The organism is Paenibacillus sp. NAIST15-1 (genome assembly GCF_001894745.1).
Classification (GTDB): Bacteria; Bacillota; Bacilli; order Paenibacillales; family Paenibacillaceae; genus Paenibacillus_B; species Paenibacillus_B suaedae.
Genome location: NZ_BBYF01000005.1, coordinates 157,632 through 174,109 on the forward strand (window position 1 = coordinate 157,632; position 16,478 = coordinate 174,109).

Here is a 16,478-nt window from a genome sequence, read left to right on the forward strand (position 1 = left end):
CTGAATAACCTCCTTTTTTACGAATAGCCTTACGGTAACTCGCCGAGGCCTTATCCGATACAGTTATGTCTGCTCCAGTACATATTTCGCAACAAAGCCTGTTGTTGTCTCGCCTGAACGGAATGCTGGATGCGCGATGACTTCTTGCAGCATTGGAATGTTGGTCTTGATGCCTTCAACCTGATAATCGGCCAGCGCCTGTTGAAGCCGCTCAATCGCTTCATCGCGATCCTTCCCTGCGACGATGAGCTTTGCAATCATCGGATCATAGAAGGGCGTGACGACAGAACCATCATGTACAGCCAGCTCATGGCGAATTCCGTCTCCTTCAGGGATAGCGAACTTCGTAATGATTCCTGGAGATGGGAAGAACGTCTTCGGATCTTCCGCATAAATCCGTACTTCAATCGCATGGCCTTCGCGTTTCACATCAGATTGACCGAAGTTCAAGGAATGTCCTGCCGCAATTCGCAGCTGCTCCGCAACCAGGTCCAAGCCGGTAATCTCTTCTGTGATCGTATGCTCCACCTGCAGACGAGTATTCATTTCAAGAAAGTAGAAATTTTTATGCTCGTCGACTAAAAATTCGATGGTTCCAGCGTTTCGGTATCCGATGGATTTAGCGGCTCTAACCGCTGCTTCTCCCATTTTTTCTCGTGTGAGTTCATCCAAATAGGGTGAGGGAGCTTCTTCCACGACTTTTTGATGACGCCGTTGTATCGAACATTCCCGCTCCCATAAGTAGACGGTATTGCCTTGGGTGTCAGCCAAAATCTGAATTTCGATATGCCGCGGATTTTCTACAACCTTCTCCAGATACATGGCCCCATCTCCGAAGAAATTAGAGGCACGCTTCTGGTTCCCTTCAAATGCTTGCTTCATCTCCGCTTCGTTATTCACGATCTGCATGCCGATGCCGCCACCACCGGCTGAGGCTTTCAGCATAACCGGATAACCGATTCGGCCGGCTGCCTGTGCTGCTTCTTCCGCATCTGCTAATGCACAGGAAATGCCGGGAACAACAGGCACGCCTGCCTGTTCCATGCTGTTTCGGGCTTCAATTTTACTGCCCATGCGGGCAATGACATCTGATGATGGGCCGATGAATACAATACCCGCTTCCTCGCAACGACGTGCAAATTCCGCATTTTCCGAGAGAAGCCCATATCCGGGATGAATCGCGTCCGCTTGTGAAAGCTGGGCGAGTTCTATAATCTTGTCGATTTTTAAATAGCTATCTGTTACTTTGGGATTTCCGACCTCGTAGGCCTCATCTGCCATTTTGACATGAGGAGCTTCCTTATCCACTTTCGAGTAGATGCTGACGGTGGCAATGCCCAGCGCTTTGCAAGTGCGGATCACTCGAGCCGCAATTTCGCCTCGGTTGGCGATTAGAATCTTTTTGAACATAGAACCAATCCCCTTTAACAACCGATCTGGCGTGCAATGACCATTCGTTGCACTTCCGAAGTTCCTTCCCCGATCTCAAGCAGCTTGGCATCTCGAAAGAATCGTTCAACCTGGTATTCCTTCATATATCCATAACCGCCATGGATTTGTACGGCTTGATCGCATGCTTTCATGCATATTTCGGAGGCAAATAATTTGGCCATCGCCGCCTCCTTCTTGAACTTCCTGCCTTTATCCTTAAGCCATGCCGCTTTATACACCATCGTGCGTGCGAGTTCAATATGCATGGCCATGTCGGCCAGCTTGAATTGGATCGCTTGAAAGAAGGATAAGCTTTGGCCGAATTGTTTTCTTTCTTTGGCATATTGAAGCGATTTTTCGTAAGCCCCTTGGGCAATTCCGACGGCCATCGCACCAATACCGATTCGGCCTCCGTCAAGCGTAGCTAAAAATTGCTTGTATCCATGACCTTCTTTCCCTAGAAGATTTTCTTTGGGAACGGTTACATCTTGTAAAATTAATTCCGTTGTATTTGATGAATGCAGCCCCATTTTTTCATAATTGTTAATGCACGTAAATCCTGGCGCATCTGTAGACACGATAAACGCACTGATTCCATTCGTCCCTTTAGTGCGATCCGTAACGGCTGTGAGGGATAGGTTTTTGGCATAGCTTGCATTGGTAATAAAGCATTTGGAGCCGGAAATGATCCACTGATCCCCATTCAGCTTCGCTGTCGTTTGGGTTCCACCTGCATCAGAGCCTGCATTCGGTTCCGTCAGCCCGAACGCGCCCATGTATTCTCCTGTACAGAGTGGAGTTAAGTACTTTTTCTTTTGCTCGTGTGTTCCGAATAAATGGATCGGTGCTCCGCCTAATGAAATATGGGCTGAATAGGTAATGCCCGTGGAAGCACAGACCCGGCTCAATTCTTCTACAGTGATTGCAAAGCTAATGGTATCCGCTCCGCCGCCGCCATATTGTTCGGGAAATGGCAGGCCCATGACGCCCAGCTTCGTTAATTTCTCGAAAACATCCTTCGGAAATTGCTTCGTACGATCCCGTTCATCCGCGCCTGGGGCAACCTCGCCCTCCGAAAAATCGCGCATCATTTTTTTGATCAACGCTTGTTCCTCGGTTAAATCAAAATGCATGAGTTCATCGCTCCCTTTTAATATAGTCCGATGTCCGTGCCGTAACTTTCGATCTTTTGCTTGACTCTCTTCAAGAAGCGGCCGCACACAAGACCGTCCAAAACCCGGTGATCCAAGGAAAGACAAATGTTCATCATATCGCGAACGGCAATCATGTTATTGATGACGATCGGACGCTTGACGATGGCTTCCATGCTTAAAATGGCTACCTGCGGTGGATTGATGATCGGGGCTGAAAGCACGGAGCCGAAGGAGCCTGTGTTATTCACGGTAAACGTTCCGCCAGTTAGATCCGCCTGCGTTAATTTGCCTTCTCTCGTTTTCGTGACCATTTCGTCTATCGCTTTGGCTAGACCGAAAATGCTTTTTTGGTCGGCGTCCTTAATGACAGGAACGAATAAGGCATTCTCGGTGGCAACGGCAATCGAGATATGAATCGCTTTTTTGGCGATGATGTGATTGTCTGTCCACTGCGAATTTAAAATAGGGAATTCCTTTAGAGTCTCTGCTACCGACTTAATAAAGAATGGCAAATAAGTGAGCTGGAGTCCTTCTTTTTTCTTAAATTCCTCTTTAATCTGGCTGCGATAACTAACCAAATTCGTGACATCACATTCCACCATAAGCCATGCGTGCGGAATTTCCTGCTTGCTTTGTACCATTCGCTTGGCTATGGTTTTGCGGATGCCGGTAACTGGGATCTTCTCGTCGGATTGATGAATGGTAGAATGGTCAGCAGATAAGGCATCAAATGTTTCGGACGGTAACGCAATATCGGGAACTGATGCTGCCGCTTGTGATAATGACTGAGCTGGAGATTCGAGTTGCTGAGCTGGGGAGTCTTCAGACTGTTTCTTTCCTTGTACGATTTGCAAGATGTCTCTTCGGGTGATGCGTCCCGCAGTGCCCGAACCCTCTATACAGGAAAGATCCAGGTTGTAGTCTTGCGCCAGTTTGAGTACGGCCGGCGAATAGCGCTGCTGCTTGGCTGATTGCATAGTTGAATCATCGGTCTCCTCGTTTGGGGCGGCGGCAGCCGGTTTGGATTCAATTGGCGTGCCTGTTTGTTTTTCCTCCTCAATACAGCAGAGCAGCGTTCCTACTGCTACCGTTTCATCTTCTCGAACGACAATTTCGGTTATCGTGCCGCTGAATGAAGAAGGAACCTCCGCATTCACTTTATCTGTCAGCACTTCGCATACAGGATCGTATTTATTGACTTTATCCCCGACGTTGACGAGCCACTTGGAGATGGTTCCTTCCGTTACGCTTTCGCCTAACTGGGGCATGACGATTTTCTTAGCCATATTCTCCTCCCGTCGGCTCACAATTCGGCCAATTCTTTCATGGCCTGATATACTTTATCCGGGTTGAGCATGAAGAACTTTTCCATTGGCAAGCTGTAAGGCATAGCGGGGACATCCGGACTGCAGAGACGTTTGATTGGCGCGTCCAATTCATAAAGGCATTCTTCTGCGATGACAGCAGCTACTTCAGCTCCAACGCCGCCCTCCTTGTTGTCTTCATGAACAATGAGCACCTTGCCGGTTTTGCGAGCAGCCTCTACAATAGCTTCCTTGTCCAGAGGATAGAGGGTACGTAAATCCAGAATGTGAGCGCTGTATCCATCTTTAGAAAGCTGCTCTGCCGCTTTTATCGCAAAATGCAAAGAAAGTCCGTAAGAAATAACCGTGATGTCTTCCCCTTGCCGCTTAATATCCGCCTTCCCGATCGGTACCGTATAATCCGAGTCTGGCACTTCTCCCTTGATCGAGCGGTAGCATCGCTTATGTTCGAAGAAAAGAACAGGATCTTCATCGCGGATGGCCGCCTTTAGCAGGCCTTTGGCATCATACGGCGTGGAAGGCGTGACGACTTTTAAACCAGGAATACAGCAAAACATCGCTTCTACGCTTTGCGAATGATAGAGGGCTCCGCGAACTCCTCCACCATAAGGGGCACGGATGACCAAGGGACAGTTCCAATCTCCGTTTGAGCGGTATCTCATTTTGGCTGCTTCATTCACAATTTGGTTGACGGCAGGCATGATATACTCGGCGAACTGAATTTCTGCAACAGGCCTCATTCCATGAGCGGCTGCTCCAATCGATACGCCAGCAATGGCTGCTTCCGATAGCGGCGTGTCGATAACCCGCTGTTCCCCGAATTCTTCCTGGAATCCCTGTGTAACCCGAAATACGCCCCCACGCACTCCGACGTCTTCTCCTAATACAAATACCCTGCTATCTCGCTGCATTTCCTCTCGAAGAGCTTGGGACACTGCTTCAAGATAAGAAATTACGGCCATTTCTCCTCACTCCCCCTATTCTGCATAAACGTGCTTAAGGGCATCTTCTGGAGCTGAATCCGGGGCATTCTCCGCATATTCCGTGGCCTCATCGACCTCCATGCGTAACCGGTCATGGATCTCCATGTCTTTATGATCATTTAATAGCCCCGATGCTTTCAGATAATTGCTGAAGGTTATGAGCGGATCCCGCTTCTTGGCTTCTTCCACTTCTTCACGGGAACGATAGGTTCGATCATCATCGTCGCTTGAATGCGGAACTAAACGATATAGCACCGTCTCGATAAGCGTTGGCCCTTCACCTCTTCTTGCCCGATCGGCCGCCTCTTTTGTGACTTTGTATACTTCTAATAGATCATTTCCATCCACACTGATGCCGGGAAACCCATATCCCTTTGCCCGATCCGCGATGCTTTCGCAAGCCGCCTGCTTGGAGAACGGAACCGATATGGCGTACTTGTTGTTCTCACACAGGAAAATGACAGGCAGCTTGTGCACCCCAGCATAGTTAGCCGCTTCGTGAAACTCCCCTTGGTTGCTGCCGCCGTCCCCGAAGGCCGTTAATGCAACTAGCCTTTTTCCTTGCATTTTTCCAGATAAAGCGATTCCAACTGCGTGCGGAATTTGGCTCGACACGACACTAGAGCCCGAAAGAATATTCCGGCTTTTACTCCCGTAATGACCTGGCATTTGGCGTCCGCCGCTCGTTGGATCTTCTGCCTTAGCGAAAGCGGAAAGCATTAATTCCTGTGCTGTCAGCCCGAAAGCAACGACCATACCCATGTCCCGATAATAGGGACACAGAAAATCTCTCGTTGGATCCAGCGCATATGCCGCCCCTACCTGAGCTGCTTCATGACCTTGGCATGAAACGAGAAAAGGGATCTTTCCCGCGCGATTGAGCAGCCACATCCGTTCATCTACTTTTCGCGCCAAAACCATATGCTGATACATGTCAAGAACCTGCTGATCTGATAACCCCAGTGCTTGGTGCCGGTTCTGGACTTGACCAAATTCGGTGTTATTCATATCGTATCCCTCCGACAATTGTGCCGCTGCATACTGCGGTTTCCTCTATTTTATTAACCATCGTTCCAATCGTGAAATACATATAGTGCATAGTAACGATGCAAAAAAAATATAGCCATTTGATTTGGTTATGGGCTCACCTTATTTACGTCCTACACATTTTCTAATCAGTTACATAGGCTAATGGAAAGAAGCATCCTGGAGGGTTATTATGAGGTATCGTTGTCCCTTATGCGGCAATTGGCGAACTGATCATACGATCATCGATGAATGGAGTGATGTGATTCCCCCACCTGCTCCAGAGTTAAAAGCGGTCTCCATTGATCCGATAAGTACTGCACTCCTCATCTTGGATATGGAGGATTCGATATGTAACAATCCCCGCTGTGTTGCATCCATTCCTAGAATTAATAAGGTATTGACGGAAGCACGCAAGGCAGGGATGTTGGTTGTCTATAGTCTCACACATACAGGAAATGCTTCAGACATTACTCAACTACTGCGTCCTACGATGAACGAGCCAATTGTGAAATCAAACGTAGATAAATTCTATAACACGGAGTTAGAGCAGATTTTGCAGAGGAATCATATTCGAACGGTTATTGTAACGGGTTACGCGGCAAATGGAGCGGTTCTCCACACAGCAACTGCTGCTGCATTTCGTGGATATGATGTAGTCGTTCCAGTCGACGGAATGTCTGCTGCCAATCCGTATGCTGAACAATACACAGCATGGCATATGCTGAATAGTCCGGGAACACGGAACCGAGCTGTATTATCGAAGACGGATTTGATCTTACTACAGCATAGAATGAAGATGAACAATCATTCTTTTCAGTGATTGATAGTTCCATAGGTTGAAATTATATCCAAAAGAAACGCACAGCACCTTCCTAGGGGCACTGTGCGTTTCCAGTTCTGTCGTCGCAATGATAGTGTCGTATTTTTGTTCGTGATCTCCCTTTTCGAGTTCGTTGGTTCGTTGATGTAATAATCACCACCATTGTACGGCATATACCCGCTTCATGCTCGATTACAATTATCATTCTATTTCGATTTTTCCATCATATAGGATAAATCTCGATTAGAACTTCGTTGTCGGTTCCTTCACTTTATCGAAGACGATGATGCCGTCGAACTGTTCTCTCGGAACGAATCGCATTGACATCGGTGCGATAATCTCGGATGTCATGCCATCCTCCGCTGCATAGATCGGCTTGAACATCCATGAATTGCTCTGCTTCGGTGACTTATGTTTGGATAGATCGGCAAATGCAATTTTGTACCCGCTCTGCATCATCAACTCTTCCAGACTTCCCTTCGGCATTGGCTTAATATCGAAGAGCTTCTGCGTCGTAATGGTGCTTGCCTTGCCGCTGTTCATATAGAGCCCGACTACATAAGCTTTATCCTTCAGCTTCTTATGGAGCAGTTCGCCCATGCTGGTGAAGCTGCCGATCCATTTTCCTTGCTCTTTGGTCTGAATCTTAGATGTATTCTTCGCCAAATGATCGTTATGTGCCCATAAAATCACTTTTTTGCCGGGATACATCACCTTCATTAGCCATTCGACGTTGTCAGCCATAATACGGTCTCGGAATTCATAGCTTTTCTTCGTATCGTACATCCCCATCTCGATGAATTTTACTCGATCTTCGAGCGTCTTGATCGCAATATCCACCATATGCGGGTTGGCTGGATAAGCCGCTGCGAGCTCCTTCTTGTGCTCTTGGATGAATTGGATCAAGGCGTTGTATTTTGGCTCGTACGTTTCCTTTACCTTCTTAACAGCTGCCTTTGCCTCTGGATGGCCGTCTTCCATGCCATATTCATTAAACACCTTATACAAATCCGTCATTGCTTGCATCTCGAAGTTGAAATACTGCTGACCTTGTTCCTTGTCCACCTTGGCAATCCAACCGGCAATAAACTGTGTGAGATAGCCCGAAGTGAATTGCATGTCATAACCTGCGAGATGGAGCGGGTTTTTGGTTCCCTGCTGTTTCTTGATGTATTCGAACAGATTCAGCGTCTCCTTGGAGTGCCAAATTGGGAATATCGATTGCTGCATCATCTCTTTCGGGGTCAAGTTGCGGGCATTCTCGTTCGTCATGAAGGCATCCCCAAGTCCGGATTCAAATGCAATCACGTCATACCCCAACTCTTCATGCAAATACTTAATCAATCTTGTCTTCATGCTGCTGTATTCCGCAACACGGTGGAAGTTCTCACCGAGACTGACGACCGTTTTATCCTTCAAGATCGGCTTCAGAAATTCTAAATCTTTATAATTCGATGACGTTGTCGACGTAATCTCCCGTATATTTTCCTTCACTCCGTCACTCTTTTGCGCTGCCGCTGAGGCATTGAACGGGGATAGAATGAGCGTAAACGCCATACCTAGAGCTATCAATCCTTTTAATCGTTGTACTGCTTGCATGATGAAAATACTCCTCCTTAGAAATCCATTCTCGCTACTCTTTTGTTTGCAAAGACATCGTAACAGCGAATTCTAAGGAAAGTATAAAGATAGAATACAATTCTAGTTATTTTCCGTCCGTATACCCCATTCAGTGATTAGGAGTATGTGGAAGGTTATGTTTCAATTCGCGTCTGACCGCCAAATAATGCGATGGAGAATCAGCGAATGCGCGGCGGAACATCGCAATAAAGCTGCTCGGAGTTCCATAGCCAAGCGCATCAGCTACCATCCCTACAGAATCCCCTTGCGCCAGCATTTCCAATGCAAGCGTGAGACGAGCCTGTTGGCGCCACTGCGCAAAGGTCAACCCGGTTTCTGCCAATATTAAGCGGCGCAATGTACGTGGAGATAATGCTGCCCAAACGGCCCATTCGTTAAGCGTACGATTATCTTCGGGCTGCTGCAGGATCGCGTCCGTTATGCGCAAAAGGCGCGGATCAACCGGTAAGGGCAAATGTAATGGCTCAAGCGGAGCGATTTTAATCTCATCGAGCAAAACCGCGATTATTCTTTCTTGATGAGGTTCCAGGATTTCTTGATCCCTCCACGACACCGTTCGCTGCACAAGCGCACGCATGAGCTCACTTACATTGATGACACACGGAGTATGTGATAAGTCTCTGCTGATTTCAGGTGTAAGCAGTAAGCTCCAGCCGCTCATGGCTCCACTAACTGTAACCTTATGCGCTACATCCGGCGGAATCCACCCTGCACGGCGGGGAGGCAGCAACCAGGAACCGGTTGCAGTTCGCACATGGATTAGCCCGCTTTCCACACAAAAAAACTGTCCTCGCCGATGACTGTGCCAATCGTATTCACGTGTTCCAAGCCGGAAAGGGTTGTCAGAATCATCATTGCCCCAAAAAGCAATTAACGAAGGCCCTTCCAGCCAATCACTCTTATCTACCTCTTCTGTGGTCATTTTGCAACGCCCCTTTTTTGGCCATTTCTCGTTATTTTTTGTCCAATTAGCGTTATCGTACATCGTTGATCCTATTCTAAAATAAGGAACAGACCAATGTCTAATGATTGATTTCAACCAGCACATTTTTTGGAGGGATCTCGATGTCATCTAAATCTGTAAATTTATCTGCCCCAAGCGGGTCGTCATTGCTGAAAAAAGGCACTCCTGCATGGATCGCCGCATTAGTTGCTTGTTTATGCGCCTTTATGGTCGTCATGGACAGTTCGATTGTAAATGTTGCTTTGCCGGCCATGCAAACGGATCTGGGTCTTTCTGTTGCTGAACAGCAATGGGTAATTGATGCTTATCTGCTGACATTAGGCGGTTTTATGCTGCTTGCGGCACGTGCCAGCGACATTTATGGCAGAAGAGCAATACTTCAGTCTGGACTTATCTTATTTACTTTAGCCAGCCTCGCCGGCGGACTTGCAACAACAGGCCCCATGTTATTAGCGGCACGTGCCATACAAGGACTGGGAGGCTCAGTGCTCGCCACATCTACATTAACTGTAATCGTTGCAGCATATCCGAGAGGTGCCAAGCAAGATCGGGCGATATCGTTATGGGCAGCCTCTTCTTCTATTGCATCTGCGTTCGGAGTAGTGATTGGCGGTGTGCTAACGAGCGTAATCAACTGGCGTTGGGTAATGTTTGTCAACGTTCCGATCGGGGTTGTGCTCAGCGGTATGGTTGCCATTTGCCTGCTTCCACAGTCGAAAGAAAATAACCCCGCCAAGCTGGATATACCAGGAGCTGTTACAATTACGCTTGCCCTGACGGCCTTTATTTTTGGAATCACACAGACGCTTGAACTGGGTTGGAAATCTCCAGTTGTTCTGTGCTCGTTAGCCGGTGCGCTTGTGCTATTGCTGGTGTTCATCGCTATTGAAAAAAACACAGCTGCACCTTTAATACGTCTAAGCATTTTCCGCCACTGGAATGTACGGATTGGCATTTTCATGGTACTCGGACTTGGTGGAGCTCTAACAGCCAACGTGTTATTTTCATCCCTAAGCTTACAGCAAATCAGCGGATACAGTCCGCTGCAAACGGGATTAGCGCTGCTGCCTATGGCGGCTATGCTTGCTATTACTTCGATTATATCCCGTTCACTTCGTGCCGCCGGATTTAAAAGACTTCCTTTTCTAGGTGGTCTCTTGGCCGCTGCAGGATTTGTCTGGTTCAATTGGTTGCCAGCTCAACCCGACTATATTTCTGAGTTCTTGTTTCCAAGTTTGCTTGTTGGATGTGGACTAGGATTGATGTTAATGACCGCCATCCAAGCTGTGCTTGCGGGCATTCCGGCACAGGACACAGGTCTTGCTTCCGGTTTGCAAAATACAGCACGTCAACTTGGCGGGGCACTTGGTATAGCCATACTAGTGACACTCTCTCATTCTATGACGACTCTACATGCAGAGTATGGGAGTACAGCCGTAGTGGCGCAGCTAGCCGGTTACCATAGTGCATTCCTTGCGGCAGGCGTAATCTGCGGCATGTCCGCCCTGATATCGTTATTACTTCGTAGTAATAGAGCCGATTGATAGTGAATACATCGCTGGTAAGCCGCAAGGAATAATCCTCGCGGCTTTGACTACCGTTTCAATACGATAGTTGTGGGCTTTCTTGTCTCTATTGCATGTTTTATTGCTTTGCCTTACCTCTCATCGGTTACGGCTTTCGAAGGTATATACTTTTTAATATTTGCTAATATGGGAATCGCATTTCCGCTGATTTTGGGACTTCTGAATTCGTTAAATCCGACAATCCGTGGCACGATCTCAAGCCTGGCCAATTCGATCATGTACGCTGCGACAACACTCGGCTCTTGGATCGCAGGCATGATTTATGCTGCTTTTAACGGTTTTTATGCCGTAGGCATTTTTGCAGCCATTTGCTTTGCTGGTCCGTTGTTATTTTTTATATTAAGTGGTATTTTGACGATTCACTCGAAAACAAAAAAGGAATTTGCATCTTGAATGCATATAAGAAATTCAATGGATATTCTAAATCCTCCAAAATTCAACATACTAAGTATTAGTGAGAATGAGTTTGATATTCTAATACAAGTGGTGACGAACTCGCCCCCTTTAGCTTGCCCTCATTGTGGATGCATAGCGAACCTCTATAAACACGGTAACAGGGAACATGTTTGTATGGATTTGCCTCTTTACGGCAAGCGTGCAGGACTTCATATAATGCGTAAGAGGTATCGCTGTAGAGATTGCAATCGAACCTTTTGGGATCGCTTAGACCACACCATAGACGAGAGGCGAAACTGCACCAAGCGATTATTGTCTTATATAGAAAAGCAATGCCTTAAACGTACGTTTGTCAGCATATCCGAGGATGTTGGATTGAATGAAAAAACGATACGTAACATTTTTCGTGATTACATCAATCGTCTTAAAGAAGCCATTCGGTTTGAAACTCCTAATTGGCTTGGGATTCACGGAATACACATTATCAAGCCAAGATGCATGATAACCAACATTAAGGAATGTACTTTGTTAGACGTTCTACCCAATCTTAACAAGGAAACCGTTGTAGACTACCTCTCATGCCTTCCAAATAGAGGACAAATACAATACATCACAATGGATATGTGGCAACCGTATAGGGACGCTGTCAGAGCTGTATTTCCAAAAGCTACTATAATCGTCGATAAGTTTCACATTGTCCGCATCGTAAACCAAGCGATAGAATCCATTCACAAACAAATTAGAGAGAGCTTAACACCGAAGGAACAGCGTGTGCTTATGCACGACCGTTTTACCCTCCTAAAACGCCACAAAGAGCTTACAGAGATGGATAAGATAACGCTTGACCTATGGACGAATAATCACCCTTTACTGGGGATTGCTTATGAAATAAAGGAGTCCTTTTTCGATATTTGGGAAAGCAACACAAGACAAATAGCGTTCCTCAAATACCTCAATTGGAGATCTAAAATACCAAAGGAACTCCAACCCGCTTTTGAGCCTTTAATTATGGCCGTGACGAACTGGGAAGAAGAGATATTCACCTACTTCGACCATCGCTTTACAAACGCCTATACGGATTCTCTCAACAGCCTTATCCGTGTCATTAACCGTTTAGGCAGGGGCTATTCATTTGAAGCCTTACGAGCCAAACTTCTCTATACAGAGGGGCTTGCAAAGCAATGCAAGCCAAATAATCAGCGGCGGATCGAAACTTACGTAATAGAAGAAAACTTCCCAATGTTCAAAATACCTCCCGTTATTCGTGAACCGAAAAAATCAACTCTGCTTGGCATTGATATTTTCACCTTGATTGAGAGATTGGAAAAGGGCGAATTATAAGCCTTTTTCCACCAATACATCGCTAGTGTATGTCCTGAATCCGTAATGAAAACAACGGAAGACTTCCTAGAGTTCGTCGAAGTTTCATTCTTAGAACACAAATAAGCCGCAAGAAAAAATCCTCGCGGCTTTGATTTTCATAGTAATGAGTCTTTATTTACCTCTACCATCATCCTCTATTCTCCCAAATACCGTTCTTTCAGCACATTCAGATGATGCAGCTCATGCCCCGCAATCATATATGCAAGCGCACACGCCGAGATCGTCATATTGTTCGAGGTACCGATCCGCAGTACAGCTTCGTCGGTAAGACCGCGCAGCAGCGTAAGTGTCGATTGACGGACGGCTCGATAGTCCTCGATCAGCTCGGACATCGGCATTGAAGCGAATGCAGCACCGCTCATGAGCAAATTCTCATCGAATCCTGGCAGAGGTGTCTGATCCCCTCTCGCAATGCGCAGTAACCGATATGCCATGACGCGTTCCGTGTCAGCGATATGACCGAGCACTTCCTTGATGGACCATTTACCCGGCGCATAGCGATAATCTCCCTGCTCCTCCGACAGATTCACGAATAATTCCGTCGTCAGCTCTAGTTGGTCAGCTAGCATCTCCCGAAGATCCCCTTCCGGAACAAGACCAATGTAATTTGCAAAAGCTTCACCATACTCTGCCGCGAGTGGCTGTGTCAACATGATATCCACGCTCCTTTTCCAAAAATTATAGCATACACCTTCCACAATGCGGTGTTTTGTCTATGCTGGCAGTTAGGAAATTAGTAGAGCATATGTGCAATATATGGAATGAAGACCAGTTAAAATAACGGATGGAGTTGAACACTTATATAGCTTCCTTTTTACATGTTATGATCACAAAATTCATAGAAGGCTTATTTTTCATATTTTTATTGGGCTCATCAATCTCTGAGAACTGGATTAATCCATACTTCTCAAATTCTCGTCTTACTGAATTCGAATCATAGAAGAACATTTTGACGCCTTCCCTGATCTCAAATCGATCTTTACTCAGTTCTCTGCCCTTGCCATACATGGGAGCCTTTTTTGTAACAGCAGTAAACATCATGTATCCATTGGGATTTAACTGATTGTAGCAATCATGAATCAATTTTTCCCGTTCACGACGGTTCAATAAATGAATCAGGGCGTAACAAAATATCGCATCATATCGCTTGTTATCAAATGGCATATTCGTCACTGAACCATGATAAATAGTAGCATTTACCCCGTTTTTCCTAGCTAAATCAATTGCTGTTTTTGATATCTCAATACCTGTCACATGCATTCCGTTATCTGAGAATATCTTTGCATTTCTTCCGTAACCAAAACCAGGTATCAATACGTCCTTCACTTTCTTCTCGAGGAAAAAGTCCTTTGCCATAAAAGCAGAGTCGGAAGGTTCCAATCCCCACATCATTTGTTTCTCAATAAAGCTTGCTTCCCAGAATTCTGTCATAGCTTTCTCCTCAGTGATGGTTTCAAATGCGATATAATACAAAAGCATATAATGTATATTGTAGATATCTTATCTCTGTAATTAGACTATAAAAAACATCTCTGATGAAGTGAGTGTTACTTAACTTCATTAATTGTAAGCATATTGAGTTACTTTAGTAACCTTTTTGTTCTGCAGATGCGCTCTAAATTAGGTTTTGCTTGTGTCATCATATTGAATATACGATACCCTTCAAAGATATTATAGATCTCATTTGTCTATTATTGTACAGATGCGAAGTACGTAAGTCAATTTTCCCTAATCAAACGCTCCAAAAGAGAATCAAGGATCTAAGTCAAAAAGTGAACACCCCTTTTCCTTCTATTGGCCACGCCCTTAGTCATATGTATACGGTTGACACGATGTGGTTCACGGAACCAGATTAGAATTTCGTCGCATCTTGAAATTGAAATACTGCTCACCTTGCTCCTTGTCCACCTTGGCAATCCAACCGACATTAAACTGTGTTAATTATCCCGAAGTGAAATGCATGTTATATCCTGCAACATAGAGCAGCGCTGATGATTAGTGAGGCATCACTACATATTCCCATACTCGAGACACATAATAAAAACCGATCCTGGCTCGCTTTACTTGGAAGGAGTAGGATCGGTAATATGAATTATTGTTCTCTTATAGCGACATCCGGTATATATGCAAGACATCGGAGCCGCTCAATTTCTTAAAGTTTCCTAAATCACCATATATCATTGCTTTATCCGCCATTAATTCAATCGTTGAATCGTCGATGCCATAATCCGCTAATCTGCTTGGTGAAGAAAGGGATGCAAAGAATTTCCTAAGCTCGGCGACCTTCTTAAGCAACTTGTTGATCGTTTTTGCCTTCAGGATTGATGTTAAAAACACGTTCTGCGAATTGTTTGAATCGCCCAATGTTGGCATCTAGCGAGTACGTCATCCAGTTTGGAAACAAGATGGCAAGACCTCCGCCATGCGGAATGTCGTGAACTGCCGATACCGCATGCTCAAGAGAATGAGAAGCCCAATCGCCCGTGGTGCCCATGGCGAGGGTTCCATTTAAAGCCAGCGTGCTGCTAAACAGACCAGCCAAGCTTTTCCTGTGTTTCCCAATTGGTAATGACGGAGAGTCCGTTCATCTCCGAGCCGGTGGCGGCAATCGTCAGCACTGTACCCAAAGGCAATGCGTCTCCAGGCACACCTTTCTGGATAACGATATCCCAGAAATCTCCCTCGTATTTGGCTCCTACCGCGACTGCTTTCGCGTCTTCCTCCTTAATTGTAGCATTGTCTCATTTCTAGCTGCTCAAGAGGGTTCCTATCCCTCGGTTCATAGCCAGCTTATAGTAGTGATGGGCCATGGCGATATCGAATATCGCCATGCCCATAGGATTAAACATGATAGCATCGTTTGGTCTTCGTTGTTTTAGTTCATTTTCCAGCACAATGTCCACAATGGATTTCGTGTGCTCTTTTTGCAATCCCATTTGTTCATTCATGTGCAGGATATCCGTATTTTCCCGACAAACCTCTTCCCAGTTATCGACTATAATGGATTTCGTGTGATTCAGAATTTCAGGCCTAAAATCCCGTAAGGATACATTCAGAATAAGAGCATTGTCCTTAGGTTTTCGATCTATATAACCAGATTTGGACACCGTGCACGTGATAAATATATCCGAGTTTACATAAGCGTCTTCCCAGCTCTTGCAAATCTCCACTTTCCCCTCTAAATGCGAAATTTCCTCTGGTTGAACTCCTGCCACATCGTAAATATATATTTTGCTTAAGCGCTCTCCGAGCAATGAGCATAACATCTTCAAATGAAATTTACCGATCGGGCCAAATCCTACAATGCCTGCTTGAATATTTTCCAGCCGTTTCGTATTTTCATAGTATTTCACGATTAAGCCTGACACGGCTGATGTGCGTATGACGCTTATCAGCGAAGTATTGATAGTTGCTATCGGTACACCCGTTTCCGCGTCGTTAAGGATCGTTACCGAATTGGCCCGAGGCAATCCTTTTTGTATATTATCTGGAAAACTGGCAATCCACTTTATTCCCGCGATCTGAAATGCGCCGCCTGCGTAGGCAGGCATCGCAATGATGCGGTTGGCTTGATTCTGGAATCGTAAATAAGGTTTAATCGGTTGCGAGTATTCCTCATTCGCGATGCAACGAACCGCTCGTTCGATGACATCAATATTGGCATCCCAATCCACACCGAGATCCAAAATATCGGCATGATTCAAATACAGCATATAGAGAACCTCCCGTCATTTGTACGGCCTTTGACCGGCACGCAGTTAAAATA

13 protein-coding genes and 2 pseudogenes are annotated in these 16,478 nt (G+C 45.8%); 4 read left to right on the forward strand and 11 right to left on the reverse strand.

Annotated features, from left to right (window positions below):
- Nucleotides 1-63: 63 nt before the first annotated feature.
- Genes PBN151_RS13780 through PBN151_RS13800 form a run of 5 tightly spaced genes read right to left on the reverse strand, consistent with a single transcriptional unit; the run spans nucleotide 64 to nucleotide 5,901 of the window.
- The gene (locus tag PBN151_RS13780) at nucleotides 64-1,410 is read right to left on the reverse strand and encodes an acetyl-CoA carboxylase biotin carboxylase subunit (protein WP_072729410.1); all 1,347 of its coding nucleotides are present in this window, start codon (nucleotides 1,408-1,410) and stop codon (nucleotides 64-66) included.
- A 14-nt stretch (nucleotides 1,411-1,424) separates the two neighbouring features.
- Nucleotides 1,425-2,564: an acyl-CoA dehydrogenase gene (locus tag PBN151_RS13785; protein WP_072729411.1), complete on the reverse strand. Its 1,140-nt coding sequence runs from the start codon at nucleotides 2,562-2,564 to the stop codon at nucleotides 1,425-1,427.
- 17 nt (nucleotides 2,565-2,581) lie between these two features.
- On the reverse strand, nucleotides 2,582-3,871 hold the full coding sequence (locus PBN151_RS13790) for a dihydrolipoamide acetyltransferase family protein (RefSeq protein WP_072729412.1): 1,290 nt from the start codon (nucleotides 3,869-3,871) through the stop codon (nucleotides 2,582-2,584).
- A gap of 17 nt (nucleotides 3,872-3,888) precedes the next feature.
- Nucleotides 3,889-4,872, reverse strand: a complete 984-nt coding sequence (locus PBN151_RS13795) for an alpha-ketoacid dehydrogenase subunit beta (protein WP_021253413.1) — start codon at nucleotides 4,870-4,872, stop codon at nucleotides 3,889-3,891.
- 15 nt (nucleotides 4,873-4,887) lie between these two features.
- Nucleotides 4,888-5,901 (reverse strand): thiamine pyrophosphate-dependent dehydrogenase E1 component subunit alpha, encoded by a 1,014-nt coding sequence (locus PBN151_RS13800; protein WP_072729413.1) that lies wholly within the window; start codon nucleotides 5,899-5,901, stop codon nucleotides 4,888-4,890.
- A gap of 211 nt (nucleotides 5,902-6,112) precedes the next feature.
- On the opposite strand from PBN151_RS13800, the gene PBN151_RS13805 reads away from it, so the two are divergent.
- The gene (locus PBN151_RS13805) at nucleotides 6,113-6,742 is read left to right on the forward strand and encodes a cysteine hydrolase family protein (protein WP_072729414.1); all 630 of its coding nucleotides are present in this window, start codon (nucleotides 6,113-6,115) and stop codon (nucleotides 6,740-6,742) included.
- A gap of 243 nt (nucleotides 6,743-6,985) precedes the next feature.
- Here the strand turns inward: PBN151_RS13805 and PBN151_RS13810 are convergent, their stop codons facing one another.
- A complete protein-coding gene (locus tag PBN151_RS13810; protein WP_072729415.1) occupies nucleotides 6,986-8,341 on the reverse strand; it encodes an erythromycin esterase family protein in 1,356 nt (451 codons plus the stop codon).
- A gap of 130 nt (nucleotides 8,342-8,471) precedes the next feature.
- Nucleotides 8,472-9,305: an AraC family transcriptional regulator gene (locus tag PBN151_RS13815; RefSeq protein WP_072729416.1), complete on the reverse strand. Its 834-nt coding sequence runs from the start codon at nucleotides 9,303-9,305 to the stop codon at nucleotides 8,472-8,474.
- Between the two features lie 143 nt (nucleotides 9,306-9,448).
- Between PBN151_RS13815 and PBN151_RS13820 the strand changes: the two genes are divergently transcribed.
- The 3 genes and pseudogenes from PBN151_RS13820 (at nucleotide 9,449) to PBN151_RS13830 (ending at nucleotide 12,670) form a co-directional block, all read left to right on the forward strand.
- On the forward strand, nucleotides 9,449-10,891 hold the full coding sequence (locus tag PBN151_RS13820; RefSeq protein ID WP_072729417.1) for an MFS transporter: 1,443 nt from the start codon (nucleotides 9,449-9,451) through the stop codon (nucleotides 10,889-10,891).
- A gap of 54 nt (nucleotides 10,892-10,945) precedes the next feature.
- Nucleotides 10,946-11,326 (forward strand): annotated as a pseudogene (locus PBN151_RS13825) (MFS transporter); the annotation flags it as partial.
- Nucleotides 11,327-11,344: 18 nt separating this feature from the next.
- Nucleotides 11,345-12,670, forward strand: coding sequence for an ISL3 family transposase (locus tag PBN151_RS13830; protein WP_072729632.1), 1,326 nt, complete (start codon nucleotides 11,345-11,347; stop codon nucleotides 12,668-12,670).
- 176 nt (nucleotides 12,671-12,846) lie between these two features.
- Here PBN151_RS13830 and PBN151_RS13835 read toward each other — a convergent pair whose 3' ends face one another.
- From PBN151_RS13835 to sbnB, 4 genes and pseudogenes are all read right to left on the reverse strand, one after another.
- Complete coding sequence (locus PBN151_RS13835) at nucleotides 12,847-13,365, reverse strand: DinB family protein (protein WP_072729418.1); 519 nt, start codon at nucleotides 13,363-13,365, stop codon at nucleotides 12,847-12,849.
- 145 nt (nucleotides 13,366-13,510) lie between these two features.
- Nucleotides 13,511-14,143 carry a class I SAM-dependent methyltransferase gene (locus PBN151_RS13840; RefSeq protein ID WP_072729419.1) on the reverse strand — a complete coding sequence of 211 codons (633 nt, stop codon included), beginning with the start codon at nucleotides 14,141-14,143 and terminating at the stop codon, nucleotides 13,511-13,513.
- Nucleotides 14,144-14,815: 672 nt separating this feature from the next.
- A pseudogene (locus PBN151_RS30445) lies at nucleotides 14,816-15,423 on the reverse strand (iron-containing alcohol dehydrogenase); the annotation flags it as partial.
- A 36-nt stretch (nucleotides 15,424-15,459) separates the two neighbouring features.
- Nucleotides 15,460-16,425: a 2,3-diaminopropionate biosynthesis protein SbnB gene (sbnB, locus tag PBN151_RS13855; protein WP_072729421.1), complete on the reverse strand. Its 966-nt coding sequence runs from the start codon at nucleotides 16,423-16,425 to the stop codon at nucleotides 15,460-15,462.
- Between the last annotated feature and the right edge of the window lie 53 nt (nucleotides 16,426-16,478).

Coding starts and splice junctions, on each gene's coding strand:
- PBN151_RS13780 (WP_072729410.1), bottom strand. CDS start 1,410: ATGTTCAAAAAGATTCTAATCGCCAACCGAGGCGAAATTGCGGCTCGA.
- PBN151_RS13785 (WP_072729411.1), bottom strand. CDS start 2,564: ATGCATTTTGATTTAACCGAGGAACAAGCGTTGATCAAAAAAATGATG.
- PBN151_RS13790 (WP_072729412.1), bottom strand. CDS start 3,871: ATGGCTAAGAAAATCGTCATGCCCCAGTTAGGCGAAAGCGTAACGGAA.
- PBN151_RS13795 (WP_021253413.1), bottom strand. CDS start 4,872: ATGGCCGTAATTTCTTATCTTGAAGCAGTGTCCCAAGCTCTTCGAGAG.
- PBN151_RS13800 (WP_072729413.1), bottom strand. CDS start 5,901: ATGAATAACACCGAATTTGGTCAAGTCCAGAACCGGCACCAAGCACTG.
- PBN151_RS13805 (WP_072729414.1), top strand. CDS start 6,113: ATGAGGTATCGTTGTCCCTTATGCGGCAATTGGCGAACTGATCATACG.
- PBN151_RS13810 (WP_072729415.1), bottom strand. CDS start 8,341: ATGCAAGCAGTACAACGATTAAAAGGATTGATAGCTCTAGGTATGGCG.
- PBN151_RS13815 (WP_072729416.1), bottom strand. CDS start 9,305: ATGACCACAGAAGAGGTAGATAAGAGTGATTGGCTGGAAGGGCCTTCG.
- PBN151_RS13820 (WP_072729417.1), top strand. CDS start 9,449: ATGTCATCTAAATCTGTAAATTTATCTGCCCCAAGCGGGTCGTCATTG.
- PBN151_RS13830 (WP_072729632.1), top strand. CDS start 11,345: ATGGATATTCTAAATCCTCCAAAATTCAACATACTAAGTATTAGTGAG.
- PBN151_RS13835 (WP_072729418.1), bottom strand. CDS start 13,365: ATGTTGACACAGCCACTCGCGGCAGAGTATGGTGAAGCTTTTGCAAAT.
- PBN151_RS13840 (WP_072729419.1), bottom strand. CDS start 14,143: ATGACAGAATTCTGGGAAGCAAGCTTTATTGAGAAACAAATGATGTGG.
- sbnB (WP_072729421.1), bottom strand. CDS start 16,425: ATGCTGTATTTGAATCATGCCGATATTTTGGATCTCGGTGTGGATTGG.